General features: G+C 34.7%; 16 protein-coding genes. 5 read left to right on the top strand and 11 right to left on the bottom strand.

The features are described 5' to 3' along the window. Positions 1-87: 87 nt before the first annotated feature. On the top strand, positions 88-711 hold the full coding sequence (locus B494_RS0111120; protein ID WP_144032223.1) for a hypothetical protein: 624 nt from the start codon (positions 88-90) through the stop codon (positions 709-711). 459 nt (positions 712-1,170) lie between these two features. On the opposite strand, the gene bglB is transcribed toward B494_RS0111120, so the two are convergent. The 3 genes from bglB to rhaM all read right to left on the bottom strand — a co-directional run bounded on the left by bglB (position 1,171) and on the right by rhaM (position 3,659). After that, a complete protein-coding gene (gene bglB / locus B494_RS0111125; protein ID WP_017472479.1) occupies positions 1,171-2,262 on the bottom strand; it encodes a beta-galactosidase BglB in 1,092 nt (363 codons plus the stop codon). A 238-nt stretch (positions 2,263-2,500) separates the two neighbouring features. Then, positions 2,501-3,334: a sugar phosphate isomerase/epimerase family protein gene (locus B494_RS0111130; protein ID WP_017472480.1), complete on the bottom strand. Its 834-nt coding sequence runs from the start codon at positions 3,332-3,334 to the stop codon at positions 2,501-2,503. After that, positions 3,309-3,659 (bottom strand): L-rhamnose mutarotase, encoded by a 351-nt coding sequence (gene rhaM / locus B494_RS0111135; RefSeq protein ID WP_017472481.1) that lies wholly within the window; start codon positions 3,657-3,659, stop codon positions 3,309-3,311. The genes B494_RS0111130 and rhaM overlap by 26 nt, the downstream gene beginning before the upstream one ends. A 122-nt stretch (positions 3,660-3,781) precedes the next feature. On the opposite strand from rhaM, the gene B494_RS0111140 reads away from it, so the two are divergent. From B494_RS0111140 to B494_RS0111150, 3 genes are all read left to right on the top strand, one after another. Beyond that, positions 3,782-5,491, top strand: a complete 1,710-nt coding sequence (locus B494_RS0111140) for a sensor histidine kinase (protein WP_017472482.1) — start codon at positions 3,782-3,784, stop codon at positions 5,489-5,491. Between the two features lie 42 nt (positions 5,492-5,533). Continuing rightward, entirely contained in the window at positions 5,534-7,096 is a 1,563-nt protein-coding gene (locus B494_RS20165) for a response regulator (protein WP_017472483.1), read from the top strand. Positions 7,097-7,214: 118 nt separating this feature from the next. Continuing rightward, the gene (locus tag B494_RS0111150) at positions 7,215-7,976 is read left to right on the top strand and encodes an IclR family transcriptional regulator (RefSeq protein WP_017472484.1); all 762 of its coding nucleotides are present in this window, start codon (positions 7,215-7,217) and stop codon (positions 7,974-7,976) included. Positions 7,977-8,144: 168 nt separating this feature from the next. Here B494_RS0111150 and kduD read toward each other — a convergent pair whose 3' ends face one another. Genes kduD through B494_RS0111170 form a run of 4 tightly spaced genes read right to left on the bottom strand, consistent with a single transcriptional unit; the run spans position 8,145 to position 11,461 of the window. Beyond that, a complete protein-coding gene (kduD, locus tag B494_RS0111155) occupies positions 8,145-8,927 on the bottom strand; it encodes a 2-dehydro-3-deoxy-D-gluconate 5-dehydrogenase KduD (protein WP_017472485.1) in 783 nt (260 codons plus the stop codon). 23 nt (positions 8,928-8,950) lie between these two features. Continuing rightward, on the bottom strand, positions 8,951-9,781 hold the full coding sequence (gene kduI, locus B494_RS0111160; RefSeq protein WP_017472486.1) for a 5-dehydro-4-deoxy-D-glucuronate isomerase: 831 nt from the start codon (positions 9,779-9,781) through the stop codon (positions 8,951-8,953). A 22-nt stretch (positions 9,782-9,803) separates the two neighbouring features. Next, entirely contained in the window at positions 9,804-10,814 is a 1,011-nt protein-coding gene (locus B494_RS0111165; protein ID WP_017472487.1) for a sugar kinase, read from the bottom strand. Next, positions 10,811-11,461: a bifunctional 2-keto-4-hydroxyglutarate aldolase/2-keto-3-deoxy-6-phosphogluconate aldolase gene (locus tag B494_RS0111170; RefSeq protein ID WP_017472488.1), complete on the bottom strand. Its 651-nt coding sequence runs from the start codon at positions 11,459-11,461 to the stop codon at positions 10,811-10,813. Before B494_RS0111170 ends, B494_RS0111165 begins: the two co-directional genes overlap by 4 nt. An 831-nt stretch (positions 11,462-12,292) precedes the next feature. Here B494_RS0111170 and B494_RS0111180 point away from each other — a divergent pair. After that, positions 12,293-13,573 (top strand): MFS transporter, encoded by a 1,281-nt coding sequence (locus tag B494_RS0111180; RefSeq protein WP_017472490.1) that lies wholly within the window; start codon positions 12,293-12,295, stop codon positions 13,571-13,573. Positions 13,574-13,811: 238 nt separating this feature from the next. On the opposite strand, the gene B494_RS0111185 is transcribed toward B494_RS0111180, so the two are convergent. The 4 genes from B494_RS0111185 to B494_RS0111205 all read right to left on the bottom strand — a co-directional run bounded on the left by B494_RS0111185 (position 13,812) and on the right by B494_RS0111205 (position 17,033). Continuing rightward, positions 13,812-14,069: a hypothetical protein gene (locus B494_RS0111185; protein ID WP_017472491.1), complete on the bottom strand. Its 258-nt coding sequence runs from the start codon at positions 14,067-14,069 to the stop codon at positions 13,812-13,814. Positions 14,070-14,595: 526 nt separating this feature from the next. Beyond that, positions 14,596-14,901 carry a hypothetical protein gene (locus tag B494_RS0111195; RefSeq protein WP_017472493.1) on the bottom strand — a complete coding sequence of 102 codons (306 nt, stop codon included), beginning with the start codon at positions 14,899-14,901 and terminating at the stop codon, positions 14,596-14,598. Further along, positions 14,876-16,321, bottom strand: a complete 1,446-nt coding sequence (locus B494_RS0111200; RefSeq protein ID WP_017472494.1) for a hypothetical protein — start codon at positions 16,319-16,321, stop codon at positions 14,876-14,878. Before B494_RS0111200 ends, B494_RS0111195 begins: the two co-directional genes overlap by 26 nt. Then, positions 16,299-17,033: an ATP-binding cassette domain-containing protein gene (locus B494_RS0111205; RefSeq protein ID WP_017472495.1), complete on the bottom strand. Its 735-nt coding sequence runs from the start codon at positions 17,031-17,033 to the stop codon at positions 16,299-16,301. The genes B494_RS0111200 and B494_RS0111205 overlap by 23 nt, the downstream gene beginning before the upstream one ends. Between the last annotated feature and the right edge of the window lie 109 nt (positions 17,034-17,142).

Genomic DNA, 17,142 nt, shown 5'->3' on the forward strand with positions numbered 1-17,142 from the left:
GGTTTTGTTCAACGTAAAAATAAATGAATGCCAGAGGATTTCTTAAGTATCTGTGCCTTTTTACAACAAACAGTGGGCGCTGAAGGATTGAGCAAGCTGTGCGCAACGATCACGCGGTTATCTGGAACGGATATTTCTAAACAAGGTTTACATCAACGTTTCAACGAGAAAGGTGTTGCTTTTTTGAAGGGTATTTTTCTTCAGTTAGCTGAGCAGCAAAATCTTGTTGCACGTCCGTTATCTATCGATGATTTATTTTCTCGTATACGTATCTTAGACGCTACTTCTTTTGGTATACCTACAAAGGATCCTTCTCACCCGGATGGCGCTAAAATTCAATTAGAATATGAACTATATCAAGGGAATTTTCTGCATACATTGCTTTACTCCCAAACAGATAGTGACCAATATGCGGCACGAGAATTGGCGGATAAGATTGAACCAGGAGATCTTATGGTACGAACAATGAATGCAGAACGGTTTGAATGCCATTTATACGGTACGTTAATTCATATCCTTCTATCGTCTATGGTCGCCTTTCAATGTCGGGCTTATCTCTATCAAAAGCATCAGATTGAGGGGAGCGAGTACAAGTGTATCGATCATGCGAAAAGTGCGAACGAGGAGGATCAGCGCGAGCCCGCGGAAAGCGAATGCCTGGATCGTAAATCAAATGCAAGTTTAACAGAGCGATATTTTTTAAAAAAATAAATTAGCTTTCACTATACATGTGCTTAATTGGAAAATAATTTAATTTTGTGTAAAAATTATTAATTCCATACTTTTTTTAAATAATTCCCCCTTAGCTTGACGGCTATGGGGCACGGCCTCAGCTAACTTTAGAAGCAAAACCCGCTTCTAAAGTCGATCTTCGGACACGTGCTATTCCCGCAAGCGTCTCCTCTATTTCAATTGCTATAAAACGTGTGGTATATACAGATAAATTAGCCGAGCAAAAATAGTATATTAACTTTTTTTGTTCGGCTATTATATTAAGACATTTATTTTGTACCAAACTCTTGGAGATACGGCTTTCGTCTTTAAATCAATTGAAATGCAACAAACCTTTAATCAGTGATTTCTATGATAAATTCCTTGATCTCAATGATATTTGGTCGTTTACCGCAAGCTATTCATTTATTAATCATAATTTATATATTCCAGATTACACTAAATATAAACATATAAATATTCAGTTAAACACAATATCGCTAACGATTGGCCATAAGGCATTGTTGTCTGCTCAATTTGGCGATAAAACTCTAAATCCTCTCCCATCCCTGTACCAATTGATACTTTCTCTAATGCGCCTTCTTTATTGATTTCATTTATTATCCCTTTAATCGCCCTTTGTGCCACTGGTAAATAACTTTTTGAAAGGTAGCGTTTGCGAATTCCCTTTAAAATACCATAACAAAAACCCGCAGAGGCAGACGCTTCTAAATATGATGTTGAATCATCAACTAACGTATGCCATAACCCACACTCATTTTGATGTAGTGCTAACGCCTCCACTTGACGTTCAAAGGTATGAACGAGATAGTCATGGAGTGCTTCTCCTTCTGTTAAATCAAGTAATTCAATGATTTCAGGAATTGCAATGGTGGCCCAACAATTCCCCCTCCCCCATAAAGCAGAAGCAAAATTATGGTGTCCTTCAAAGGTCCAGCCATGAAACCATAATCCCGTCTTTTTGTCAGCCAAGTATTTAATATGCAACAGGAATTGTTTTTTCGCTTCTTCAATGTAGGATAGGCGATTTAATAATTTACCGATTTTAGCTAACGGCAAAACTGTCATCATTAATGTATCTGCCCAAAGTTGATTTTTGTTTTCCGGGCCATAAGTCATGTGTTGGAGCCCATCTTCATCTGTTCGCGGCATATCATACATGACCCAATCTGCCCATTGCTCTAGGTACGGTAAGTATTCGGTCACACGTTCTTCTTCATACAAATAGGCCATCGTCAAAAGAGGTGACATTGTATTGACATTTTTCGGTGGAGAGCCTTCGAGCAAACGTTGACTAAACCAATCTTTAAGGATACGAATCGCCGTCTCACTTCTAGTCATTTTCCAATATTGATATAGACCGTATAGCCCTACACCTTGAGGCCAATTCCAAACATGCCAACTTTTATCGTCGACAATTAAACCATCAAAATCTAATAGAAATTCACCAGTCTCATCTTTAATCTCCGATAAATTTGCAGCTAATTTTTCAATCTTACGCATAATTAATTCTTTACTCAATTGATCCACGATCTCGCCTCCATCTGTTAAATCGATTTATAAAACGAACCTTCAATCAGTGGGCCGAGGACTAAAGGACGTGGTGGTCTTAGTCTGTAATCCTTCTTAAAGACGTGGCGATTTTATTTTAGTCTACGATCTTACTCGCCCACTAATTCGTTATTGACTGAATCAGGACATTAACGTCCGTTACCGCCACCTCCATTGTTACCTTTGTCCTCTATTTTGAGTCGGTGTTTTACGGTGGTTATCCGTGATAAATTTGTGTCAACTTTGCTATACTTTGGTTAATATACGGTTCTTTCGTTTCTTCTAATAATATTGGAATCATCGGCTTAGCAGCTTTAATCTTAGTAAACAAATGAGCATAATTAAACTGACCGTGTCCAACGGGCACAATGTGAAGCTGATCTTCTTTTATTTGAAAATCTTTTGCGTGGATAATAGCGATCCGATCGCCAAACAATGAAAAGGCCTCATCAATTATTGACATTTGTCTTTGATAATTATCAATTGTTAAGTAGTTAACCGGATCAAATATAACCTGAAGGTGATTAGATCTCACTTTATCTATTAAACGCTTCATTAACTGCGGCGTATAAATAGGATGATTAACACCACCTTCAATACCAACGACGACACCAAATCGTTCAGCTTCTTCAACTAAGATTTGTACGCTGTCAACCACTTTTAAAAAAGCAGCTTCGGTAAAATTATCGGTTGTATAACCCATTTGCGAATGAACATTTCCGGTTTCTGATCCAACGATACTGCAACCAAAATCATGCGCTAAACGAAGATGGGCTTTAAAGTAACCCAACGCTTGCTCACGTTGCTCTAAATCTGGATCAATCATGTTAATATAACAGCCTAATACGGCAATATTAATCTTTTTCTCGTGGAAAACATTTGCAATATACTTAGCCAAACCTGTGTTTAAACTTGCTGTGGAAATCTTCCATTCTTTTACTGATTTCTTTAAAGCAAGTTGAATAGAGTTAATCTCTTTTTGATTAAGCTTTTGAGCCAAATCTGAGATATCTTTGTTTTCAACATCATGTGCTCTTATCCCTACGTTCATTATGCTCCTCCTTTTCAATATGAAACATTTCAGAAAGCTCAACTGTTTTTGGACGACGGTCTGAATTGGTCTCCATGATTGGTGCCATGTAATCCCACCATTTTTTATTAATTGGATCAGTAGCTAGCTGCTCCCATCTTAATTCATCTTCCACCTCAAGGTAGGCAAATAAATCACTTGTTTCATGATCTAAATAAATGGCATACTTGATCACACCATGATTTTTCATTAACTGAAGCAATTCTGGCCATAGATCCTGATGGCGTTGATGATAGGTCTCATGTTGATCCGGATACACTTTCATCTTAAATGCTTTTCTAAACATGATTAGCCCCTCCATCAAAAAATATTGAAAACCCTTACATCATTATATATAATAAAGATAATTATTTCTATATAAAAAACTAAATTTCTTTATAAGAAATCAACTATTTTGGAGGCAACTATGTGAAACTGTTCAAGAAGTATTCTTATAAAAACATTTTATTTTTTAGTTTATCCGTGTTTTTATTTTCCGTTTTAATGATAATCATTTACGTCAATTATCACGTATCCGTTAATGAAATAATCAATTTAACAGCAACACAGCAACAAACAAATCTTGATCTGATTAGTCAAAACATTGATGAAAAATTACGTTCAATTGAAAACAATTCTGTTGTTTTAGCGAGACAAAGCAGTTTGAATCAAGTTATAAATGGAAATAGAACGTACCACCAAGTCTATACGCTTACAACTGATTTTTCGAATTCAGTATATAGCAATGGCTCACTTCATTCGATCGAAATTTATTTAAATGATGCACCTACAAATAATATCCAAAATCCCGTTCGTTATTATGAACTCGATCAAGTTAATGGATTGGACTGGATCGACTCATTGGACAATCTATCTGCATCTTGGATTGGTATTCAAACAGTTGCAATGATCACGGGTGAAGAGCCTGTTATTAGCCATGCACGTGCAATTAAAAATTCTCGAGGACAAACGCAAGCAATTGTTATTCTAAACCTTGACCCATTAATTGTTGAAAGTTGGCTTCGCTCCTATTCAAATGCCTCCACCCTTTATTTAGTTAATGAACATTCACATGTATTAGCCAGTACTGACCATCAAGGAATTGGTGAAAACTACCACCCAACAGTTCCTTTACATACAACAAGTGATCCTTTTTTGGTTGAACAGGAGCAATTAATTGTATCTACTGAACTCGTTCCCTATCAGTGGAATTTAATTGGGGTCACACCTTATCAACAATTAACTGCACCTAGTAAAAAAGTGGCTCAACATTTATTAATCATGAGCACACTATTAATTATATTGACCTTTTTTGGCATTCGATTTTTAACGAGACATCTAACACAGCCTATCCACCAGCTTACAGATTTGATGAATAACTATCAACTTACGCGGACGATGCAAAATATACCTAATGACTATCAAAATGAATTTGCTCAGCTTTTTAACGGTTATCAAAACCTTATTAAAAGAAATGAGCGCTTGCATCATTCATTGATTAAAAAATATCGACAGCACAAACGAGCAGAGTTAAAAGCACTACAAGCAAATATTAATCCCCATTTTTTATATAATACATTAGATCAACTCAATTGGCGCGCAATTGAACGTGGTGATGATGATATGAGTTTGATGATTGAATTACTTGGTGATATGTTAAGAACTGGGTTATCAAATGGTGAAAGTATTTTGACGCTTGAGGAAGAGATCAACTATGTTAAAAAATATTTACAACTGCAATCGATTAAGTATAATCATGCCTTTCAATATACGATTGATCTCGACGAACACATTAAAGATGTTTGCATACCAAAATTAACTTTACAGCCCTTTGTCGAAAATGCAATTATTCACGGCTTTCAAGAAACGATAGATGGTAAAATTAGCATTAATATTTTTCAACGAAATAACCAAGTATTTATTTCAATCCGAGACAACGGTGTTGGAGCCACTTCATTTTCTAAAAGTAAACAAAAAGTAAAGACTGGCGGGTATGGGATTAAAAATGTGAGAGAACGATTAAATAACTATTTCAATTATAAGGCCACTATAATGATTTCGAATCGCGAACAAGGAGGAGTAGAGGTGCAATTAACCTTTCCGGTTATAAGGGATAAGAAGGCATTATCATTTATTTAATCACGCCAAGTAAACATTGTTTTCTACAAAGGAGGAGCAAAGATGGAATGGACAATTGTTATTGTAGATGATGATAAACAAGTTATTCATGGAATAGAATCGACAATTTCTCATATAAACACCCCTTGTAAAGTCGTTGGTACCGCAACAAATGGTGAAACGGGCGCAGAAATGATTTTAGCAAAACAACCCGATCTTGTCATTACTGATATTTATATGCCTAAAATGGATGGTATTGAAATGATCAAAGTACTTCGCCAACATCAATTCTTAAATGAGATTATTATCTTAAGTGGCTATTCCGAATTCAAACACGCTCAACAAGCTTTAAAGTTAAAAATCGCCGATTATCTCTCAAAACCAGCATCAAGAACAACGATTATATCTACGATTGAATCAGTCTTGCATCAACTTGAAAATAATCGTAAAGCTCAGCAGAATTATCAACAATATAAAACAAAAGTAAAGCAATATGATAGATATATAACAGAGGAATTAATTGAATTAGCCATTAAAGGACAACTTAATTTAACAACGTTACAGATGAATCAACAAAAAATCATTAATCAATGGGATTCGTGCCTTCACCTTCCAATTAAAATGAACTTCACATTTCTCAATCAAAACAATGGATTAGCACAGCATGATCAGCTAATGCATTTCGCGATTGCTAACATTATTAAAGATACGTTATATGATTTTGCATTCGATTATCATTATATTGAAATTGATCGGATTAATAGTATTTTGTGTTTACATACAACGTCAGATCAACATATCGCATTATCCAATCAAGTTCAAGCCATTTTAAATAAAATAGAAGTAAATTTACATCAACTGTTACCTGTTAAACTAGACATTGTTCTAGCTGACTATGTCAGCACATGGACTGAGACACTTTCTGAAATTCATAGTCTTTTAATGAAAGCAGCACAGCAACAATCATTTACGAAAGAAATCACACCACTAAAAAAACAATTGGCTCAGGCTATTCGCTCCACTGATCTTCAATTGATACAGAAAACACTAGAGAATTTCTTTGGTAAAATTAGTGACCAAGCTTTTTTACCATCGATCGCTCTACATGTCGGTATTGAATTATGGACCATATTTAAATATGAGTTACAAGACAATGGAATCAAAATAGCTAGTCAAGTCGATGCTCCTTTTAATTTATACCAACAATTTGTCCAATTTCGCTCTTGGCAAGAATTAGATCAATTTTTTAAGCAATTACTCGAACGTTTAAGTAAAGAAGCGCTTTTTCAAAATAATATTCGACACTCTAAATTAATCGAAGAGGTTTTGTGCTATATTGAAAATCATCTCTCAGATCCGATCACACTGAGTGAAATTGCCGAAAACCTATATATTTCAAGAAATTATTTAGGGCAACTTTTTAAAAATAAAATGAAAATCACCTTTAAAGCATATTTAACTCAAGTACGGATCGAGCATGCTCGTAAATTATTACTAACTGGGAATTATATGATCTATGAAGTTGCTGAAGCTGTTGGTTTTGATAATCCTGCTTACTTTACTGCCGTTTTCAAAAAAGAAATTGGCTATTCACCATCTCAACTTATCCAAGAAGATATCAAGTAAAGCATAACAATCTGATCACTCATTCCGATAAAGATAGTGACAAATAAAAAAGTGGCAGACGAACAACTTTTTGATATACTTGTGGATAATATTTTCATCATAATATGGAGGTCTTTATATGGCACAAACGAAACCACCTTATGGAAGTGTACTAATAAAAGCTGATCACATTCTTGAGTTTTTATCACGTCACAATAATCCACAAAGGTTAAGTGATATTGCAAAACAAACCGAATTAACCAATCCAACTGCTTTAAAAATTTTAAATACATTACTATTAATCGGATATGTCCAAAAAGACCCTGATACTAAAATGTTCAGTCTAGGTCCACGTTTAATTAAATATGCAAATAAAAGCTTACACCAAATCAGCATTAAGCAAATTGCTCAACCGCATCTTGAGCAATTACAAAAAGTAACAACGGAAACTGTCCATCTTGGCATCTACGAATTAGATCATATTAAATATATATCAAAAATTGAAAGTAAAAAACCCGTCTCTCTTTACTCAGAAATCGGAAAGTCAATCCCTTTGTACTGTTCTGCGATGGGAAAAGCGGTATTAGCTGATTTCACCGATCAACAGATTGAACACTACATTGATCATAATCCACTTATTAAAAAAACAGAAAATACAATTGTAACAACGCATGCACTTTATCAAGAAATTAACAAAATTAGAACACAAGGTTATGCATTTGATGATGGAGAACATGATTTTGAAGTATTCTGTATCGGTAGCAGCATAACGGTTGACGGAAAAAACTACGGGGCAATCAGCGTCAGTTTACCCAAATACCGGTTAACAGATGAAATTTTAGCGGATCTGATTAGCAACATCCTAATATGTAAAACTAATATTATTGAAGAACTAACGTAAACAAGTAAAGAGCTATCTTCGAATGGCTCTTTACTTGTTCATACTTATGAAGAGATGCGTGGTTAATTCGCTAATAAAACGCACTTTTAATTAGTGGGCATTTTTACGGACGGTTAGCTGTGATAAAAAGAGATACATCTTCCATCCATTATTAAAATGTGTTACACCTTATCTCGCCAACCATCCACCATCAATCGCTAAAATGTGGCCATTGACATAATCTGACGCTGGGCTTGCTAAAAATACAACGGTTCCCATTAAATCTGCCGGTTGCGCCCATCTACCAGCTGGGATTCGCGAGAGAATTTCTTGATTGCGTTTCTGATCAGCTCGAATCGGGGCTGTATTGGCTGTCGCTACATAACCCGGTGCAATCGCGTTGATTTGAATATTGTGTTCGGCTAGTTCATTAGCAAATGACTTTGTTACGCCAGCAACAGCATGTTTGCTCGCGGTATATGGTGGCACAAATTTCCCACCTTGAAAAGTTAACATCGAACAAATATTTATGATTTTACCACTTTTTTGTTTTACCATCGCTTGAGCTACTTGTTGACTTAATAAGTAAACCGCATTTAAATTAATCTCGATCACAGCATCCCAATCTTCTGGTTTATATTCTAATAATGGAGCACGGCGTATCGTTCCGGCATTATTAACAAGTATATCAACTTGACCATAAACATCGAGACAGGTGTCAACAACTGCTTTAATTTGATTGCGATCAGTTAAGTCCGCTTGAAAAAATTCAACCTTTCTTCCTTCTGCTTCAATTAATTCTCGTGTTTCTTGCCAATCCTGATCATAGCTCACGACAAATACATCTGCACCTGCTTTAGCTAAGGCAACGGCATAGCCTTGACCTAATCCTGTATTTCCACCTGTGACAATTGCTACCTTGTCTTTTACTGAAAACAAATCAAGTGAGAAGTCCTTTAATGATTCTACCATTCTCCCTACCTCCTATTAAAAGATTATTTTAAACGACTCATTTCAATGTGATCCATATCGTCATAAGTAATGTTTTCACCACACATCCCCCAAATAAATGTATAGTTATTCGTTGCAACTCCGGTATGAATCGACCAGCTTGGTGAGATAACCGCTTGTTCATTAGATAGTACGAGGTGCCGCGTTTCTTCTGGCTTTCCCATAAAATGAAATGCACGCGTATCTGCTTCCATATCAAAATATAAATATACTTCCATCCGACGCTCATGGGTGTGAGCAGGCATCGTATTCCACGCACTGCCTTTCCCTAGCACCGTATAACCCATTTGCAACTGGCAACTTTCACAATTATTTGGATGAATATACTGATAAATTTTACGTTCATTTAGCGTTTCGGCCGCACCTTTTTCTAGTGGTGTCATTTTATTAATGTCTAACTTTACCGTTGGGTATTTATGATGTGCTGGTGTTGAATTTAAATAAAATTTAGCGGGTTGGCTTGCGTCCTTAGAACGGAACAAAATATCTTTTGTCCCTTTTCCAACATAAAGACCATCACGATGGTTTATTTCGTATGTTTCACCATCAAGCACAACAAATCCGTCACCACCAATATTAATAATGCCGAGCTCACGTCTTTCTAAAAAAAAGTTGACACCAAGCTCTTTATCTAACTTAATCGTTAAGTCTTTAGACGCTGGTGTTGCTCCGCCAAAAATCATCCGATCATGATGTGTATAAGTTAGCGTGACTTCACCAGGTTTAAAAATGGTTTCTACTAAAAATTGCTGCCTCAATTCCTCTGTAGTTAATCGTTTTATCCCTTCAGGATCTGTCGCATAACGTGTTTCCATTGCTTATCATTCCTCCACCTTATTATCTTGAAATTTGATTACCATGACTCAACATATTAATGACTTCCGCTTCAGTTATCAAGTTGGCATCACCGTGAATCGTGTGTTTCAGCACAGAAGCAGCTGTCGCAAACGATACAATTGCATTAGGTTCCCATTGATGAATTAGACCATGAAGAATCCCTGCTACAAATGCATCACCTCCCCCAACTCGATCAATGATATGATCAATATGATAGACTTCAGATTGATATAATCCTTCATCCGAATAGAGATACCCCGTTAGCTTATTTTGTGACGCCGAACTATTTTCACGTCGAGTCGACATGCACCATTGTAAATTCGAGTAATCATTTTTTAATTGACGATAATATTGACGTAGTTTTTCCTCGTAGCCTAACTCATCTGGTAACTTGGGATAATTTAATAAATAAATCATGTCTAATTCAGCACAAGAGCAAATATCTACATATGGCAACAATCGTTTAATTACAGTTCCCGCTTGTTTTTGCGACCATAACTTTGCTCGATAATTGAAATCAAAACTAATCAGCACACCACGACTTTTCGCTTCAGAAAAAAGTTGTTCAACAACCTCTACCATATTTGCTGATAGTGCAGGGGTAATACCTGTAACATGAAGTAAGTATGCGTTTTCAAAAATAGCGTCATAATTCAGTTCTTCAATCGTTAAGCTTGAGAAACTCGAATATTTTCGATCATAAACAACTTGTGATCCACGGTTTCCGGCACCGACTTCAAGATAATAGGTCCCTAGACGCTCACCACCATATTGGATCTCGGCCGTTGATATATTTAGTGATTTTAAATAATGCATGACCCCCTTACCCAAGGCGTGATCAGGTAGCTTGCTAACAAACGACGTTTCATGACTAAATTGAGCTAAGGAAATAGCCACATTGGCTTCAGCACCACCATAATTTAGTTGTAATTGTTTAGCTTGGGTTAAACGTTCTCCTTGTTTAGTCGACAAACGCGCTAAAATCTCTCCAAAAGTAACGACTTTTTTCATGATTTAACACTTCCCAAAGTATTGACCTTTGAGACATAACGTTCAGCTTGCTCTGTGATCGCTTGATAAGAACCGAGCTTTTTCAATGACGTTAAATTACTTCCAATTCCAACCGCAACCGCACCATTTTCAAACCAATCAAGCAGATTGTTAAGATCAACGCCGCCGGTCGGCATAATTTGCAGATCAGGTAACGGACCTTTAACTGATTTAATATAAGAAGGACCAGCCAATTCACCTGGAAATAATTTAATCAAATCAATCCCCGCTTTGACGGCTGCCTGCATTTCTGTTATCGTCATACACCCTGGCAAATAAGGAATATGATAAGTATGACATAGCACTGCAGTATCTTGATCGAAACTTGGGCTAACAACAAATTGTGCACCTGCCAAAATTGCCACTCTAGCCGTTTCAGCGTCTAACACGGTTCCCGCACCAATAACCATGTCAGAATCTGAATAAGTTGATGCCAACTGTTTAATTACTACAGCGGCATCGTTGAGGGTAAACGTTTGCTCGATCGCTTTAATTCCCCCTGCAAAACACGCTTGTGCAATCTGCTCTGCTTCCTGCGCTGAATCCCCGCGTACAACAGCTACAAGTTTGGCCTCGGTCAACTTTGAGAGTATTTGATATTTTTTCAATATCACACCTTCTTTCTTATTTGGAAATTAATTTTATTATAAAGAAACTTTAAGTTTATTATAGCTAAACGCTTACATTTTTTCAACCAAAAACTTGATATTTTAAATACTTTGCTATGCGACTTTTTAGATTAGGACAAAACTTTGCAATGCGTATGTGTACTGATTGACTTATTTCATTGTTAAATAATTAGCAATTAGGTGATACCCTAATTACGTTAAATAAAGTTATTAATATTATCATAAAGGTAGTGACCAAGAGGATTTTCACTTTCTTCGTATCCTTGTAGCCTTAAAAGGGGATCGCTTTTCTGATGCACATGTTTTACTACTAGAGTCTAGTAATAGAATAAATATTGATAATATCGGATTTTATTGCTTTTATCAACTTTGGTGGCTTACGTATGCATTATGTGTAAAAGACTTTAAACTCGTTTTAGAGAAAATAAGTATATTAGAACAATTCTTTATAGAGCATCCTCTACAAAGAGAATATGGTTTATTTTTACTGTTGAAAGGATTTTATTATTTAAAAAATAATAAAACTAAGTTGGGCGTTGATCTAATTATCCAATCTTTTAATGTTATAGAACAAACAAAGTTTGTTCTACAAACACTTGTACTACTCTATATTGCTGATATACTGTTAAAGCATTTCCACCAAAAAAATGTTGATGAATTTATCTCATTAAAAAAAGAAGACATTTATGAAAAATATAATCTAATAATGATTAAAAAAAGAATAAATAGTAAATTTGAACATTCGCTCTGATATTCTTCTGACATTGAACTGATATCATTGATAACAGTTAGTTGGAAGGAATGAAGTGTATGACTCAAAATTTATTAAGAAAAGATAAAACGATATGGAATAATTCCATATTCATTAAACTTTTTGCTTCTTATTCTATCTCTATGTTTGGACATTGGTTTGACAGAGTTGCTCAAGTAGTTTTATTTGGCTATGTATGGAAATCAACTCCGATGGTTATTGCATTAATTCCTGTTGCTTATGCTTTGCCACAAGTCATACTTGGTCAGTTTGTTGGGGGAATAATAGAACGAAATCATAAAGTAAAAATAATGCTTTTTGCTGATTTGTTATCTGCGGGGTTGACTTTAATCCTGTTTTTTACAAATACCGCCTTAATGGCACTTATTATTATATCACTAAGGGCTGCGGTCAATGTCGTCCATAATCCAGCACAACAAGGCCTTATTAAGTTAATTGTTAATGAAAACTTAATTATAAAAGCAGTTACTTTAAATGGTACAGTTAATCAGCTATCAAAATTTATTGGACCTTTTATTGGAGCAGGGTTAATTGGGTTAACTTCTCCAAAACTCTGTATTCTTATAAATGCCATTGCATTCATCGTATCTGCGCTTTTTTTACTATTAATTTTATTGAATAAAGACATGATAGAACAAACTAAATCAACAAAAACAGACCAACCTTCTAAAGGACCGTTTTGGAATGACTGGTTACAAAGCTGGAAAATTGTTTTGCACAGTAAGATTGTTTTTATTAGTTTGTTAGCAACTTTTATTGGTCAATCGATCATTCAAATGGTGGACATTCAATTTCCAATATTATTTCGAAATTTAGCCCCAACTTTACCTGAGTTAACTGGTTGGTTAATGGGCGCGTCTGGTTTAGGTGCCTTAGTTATGATAATTAGTTTAAATCAGATGCGTGAGCTGAGAAAGTTTGGATATCTTATGGGTACAAGTATGTTATTAATCGGAGTAGGCTTTGGGGGCATAGGTTTTCTTCGAGAGGGTTTTACTATCTTATTACCTATAATTCTATGCTTTATTGCAGGTTTAGGTGTTGGACTATTAACAATTACTTTTCAATATATTATTCAAACAGAGCCAAAAGAATATGAAGTTGGACGCGTTTCTGCCATTAGTAATTCTGTAATGAACATTTCAGTCTTGACGTCACCTATAATTGGTGGATTACTTATACCATATTTAGGAATCAGCCTTATTTACATTATTTCAGGATTAACTTTAGCGATTTTCGGAATGAGCTTAATGTTGGGGAGTTCTTTGCTCTTCAAAGAAGATGTAAAAGAAGATGGCAAAGAAATTGTTGCTGAATAGAAACATGTTTCTCTCCACAATATTTTCTTTACAATCTGACGATGTTAATGTGTTACATTTTCGTTTTATTCAGTATTAGCCTATGAGAATAGAAAAAGAGGGATCCGGAAAGTTTATATAAGTTTTAAGAAATTTAAGATGTGCGGGTTTCCGAAATTACCCTCCCTAAATTAAAGCTTTTACTAAAATTCTATTTTTAAATGTTAGTTTAGATCTAATGACTCGCTAAATTTGCGTTTCACCTCAGGCAACCTACGCCTACTTGCCCAGCATTTCCTCTTTTCCAATCAACACCAAAGAATCTATAGCCACGTCTCATACACCAAATAGATGCTGCTGTCACTACCACAATAGCTAGTGCTGCTAGAACAATCAGTGCTACAATAGCCCATAGAGGGGGAGCATTATATCCTTCAATTCGATCGTACACTTTTTGAATCAAGTTATCTTTGAACCTCTCTTTTCTAAAGTACATTTGCACCATTGCATTCGTCATTTGATCTCACCTCCTTTCATTAAATCAGTGATTCCTTTAACAATCATGGCTCCATCTCCAGATATGGGGAAAAAACTAATTATATGAAATCCATAGCAAACTGCCAATAACAATAAAGAGATGCTAGTTGGCATTATATATGACCTAAGAAGAAGTAATGTTATCGAAATCAGCGTGCATAAAAGTGGCCCTGAACAAGCAACTACTATTGAAAGTAATCCTTTTATCGGTTTTAAAGGAACAATTTCGAATGTAAACCAATTAACTTGTATTCTGACATATCTATTGTTTGATATTTTCTTTATAACTAACAGGTGCATATACTCATGAATACTTAGGGATAATACGACACCTACAAGATAGACAGGGAAAAATAACCAAATTTTTGAGTTAATAAATAAACCAACGAATACTGTTAAAAGAAAGAGAACAAAGAAAAGATAATTCGCCCATTTCAGATAATGACAAACGTATTGAACAACTTTAATAAAGCTTAACTGTTGGATATCGATGGTATGATCTATCATTATGCTGATACTTGTTTACGTTTAATATTTAAGTAGATAATTGATAGCATATAATAAAGAATACCTACTAATAAAATCGTCAGCCAAACAGGTTGTAATCGATTATAGTTCAGACCAAATTGCATATATAAATCCCAATCTGGCGAGTTCTCGTTGATGTCTAGAAAGATAGCTCCGAAATAAGTAGTATCATACCCTATATGTTCACTACTAAATAACAAATGTATAAAACTAATCACTAAAATCGTCAACGTTGTGAGAACAGAAGCAACTAAACAGCTAAAGATTAGTTTGATTTTTCGCATAAATCACTTCCTCCTTTAATTTTTCTAAACCAACCCAACTCACATAAACCATAAAAAGATATATTCCTCCCATAATTATTTGGTTATAAATCTCGGATAAACCTAGAAATTGTAATAATAGTGTCATGGCCCCAGCAATAATTACCATAACCAGTACACCTACAAATGGCGAGAATGGATTCTCTTTTTTTCCCGGAAATAAAATTCCGATTAATGTAGAAAAAATATTGGCTAGAAAAAGGCTCAAAAATATGGACAGTGTTTCATTTATAGAAAATATCGTCTGATAAAAAAACAATTGAATCATCAATATTGGTACTGATATAAGTAATAAAAACAAGAATTGGCTAAAAATCATGCAGCTGTAGTCTTTGATAGCACTGTACTTCAATTGAAAGTATATTATTCGAATACGATCTGTTTGACTGTACATATACAGCCCTGTTGTTACATTCAAAAATAGCGCGTGCAAAGGGTTCATTATTTCAGATAAAAGAAAAAATGCTGATAAACAGTAGACAATAGTAACCGTTACGTAATTCTCAACTCGACGCGTAAGTTGCATGAAATATATATTTAATAAACCTAAAACGTTAATCAGTGGAAGTTTAAGCTTAATATAGAGATTATCCTCTGTATGTAGCTCGTTAGGAATATGCAAAATAGTAAATATTAATATAACAGATAACAACGCAAATACGAGTGCAGACCATGTGAAACCAACCATATTATGAAGCTCTACAAACCCTTGAGACCAGTGGCGAAAATCCCCTAAGTTCTGGACGGGCATAACAGCATTCATACTATCACGATATAAAAAATAGAGGAGTCCTGTGAAAAGCAAGAGCGATATAAACGATTTTAATTTAGTTAATTTTAAAAGTTCTAAAATACGTATGACTAGAACATAGAGTAATTGAAGGAATAAGTGTCCGATTATGCTGTTAAAAGCAATAATACAGATTAAGAGTGTGAGATAAGAAAAGCTAGAGCGTAATAAAATAGCAATTATATAAGACAAGGAAACCGAAGCAATTACTGTTAATGACATGATTAATTCAAACAGTAAAAATGAAACACTGCGTTCTTGATTAGTCACGGGGAGTTGAGAGGTTATTTTTAAAAAAGAACCTCGTTTCAAAAAAAGCATTTTAATAAGTAGGAAAGAAACCGCAGTCCATACAATAATGTTTAAACTTTGCATTTGGATAAGATAATACAAAAAATCTACTTCTTCTGTCACAAATGAGTCATCAAAAAAATGATAGAGAAAAATAGTTGTTCCTATTGTCAAAACAATGGCGGCTATGCCTGCAGCAACTCGAAATAACCTTTCTTTTAAAATCCCGACACTTAATACCTTACGAATGAAAAAGAGATAGTATAATTTTTGTAAATTAAAAATATTCTGTAATTTCATTTTTCATATCCTCATAGTTAATTAACTTTTTAAAAACGTTTATTAAACTGCCATTTCCTTTGACAATCTTAGACACCGCACTATCAACAGCGACTCTGCCTTTATGAATTAAAATTACTCGCTCTCCAATTTCTTCAACGAGCTCCAAATCATGTGTACAAAAGATTGTTGCTCCACCTTTATGTTGATAACGATTCAGTAAAAGTTTGGTAGCTTCTTTTGCTTCAACGTCAATTCCATTTAATGTTTCATCAATAATGAGAAGTGGTGCATCGATTAAAAATGCACTTAGAAGTTGAATTTTTTTCTTCATACCGTGAGAATATTCTTCTATCAGCTTATCTAGCTTGGTGTCTAAGGAATAATAATTAGCTAGTCGCGTCATTGCTTCTTGATTTAATATCACTTCGTACATATTACACAACATCTTGATATACTCAAACCCTGTTAAAAACTCTGGCAAATAATCTTCACTTGATAAGTAAACAACTGTTTTTTTGACTAATGGAAGATGATGAGGCACACCATCAACCATGATTTGACCTTCTTGAATTTTTAGCAAGTCCGTTATTAACTTGATAAGCGTTGTTTTCCCACTGCCATTTGGGCCGGCAATTGTTAAAAACTCCCCTTTATCCAATTGGAAGCTAATCGTATCTAACACCTTATTTTTTTTGTCATATGAATAATTCAAATCATTAATAGCTAACATCCAATTATCACCTTCAATTCTCCTTGTAATAAATTCAATTTAAAGTAAATATTTATTTGTTAATTACTAAAATAAGTATATTACACATATTACCTATAAACAAGATCAT

Origin of the sequence: Amphibacillus jilinensis Y1, from assembly GCF_000306965.1 — a bacterium.
GTDB classification, from domain to species: Bacteria; Bacillota; Bacilli; order Bacillales; family Amphibacillaceae; genus Amphibacillus_C; species Amphibacillus_C jilinensis.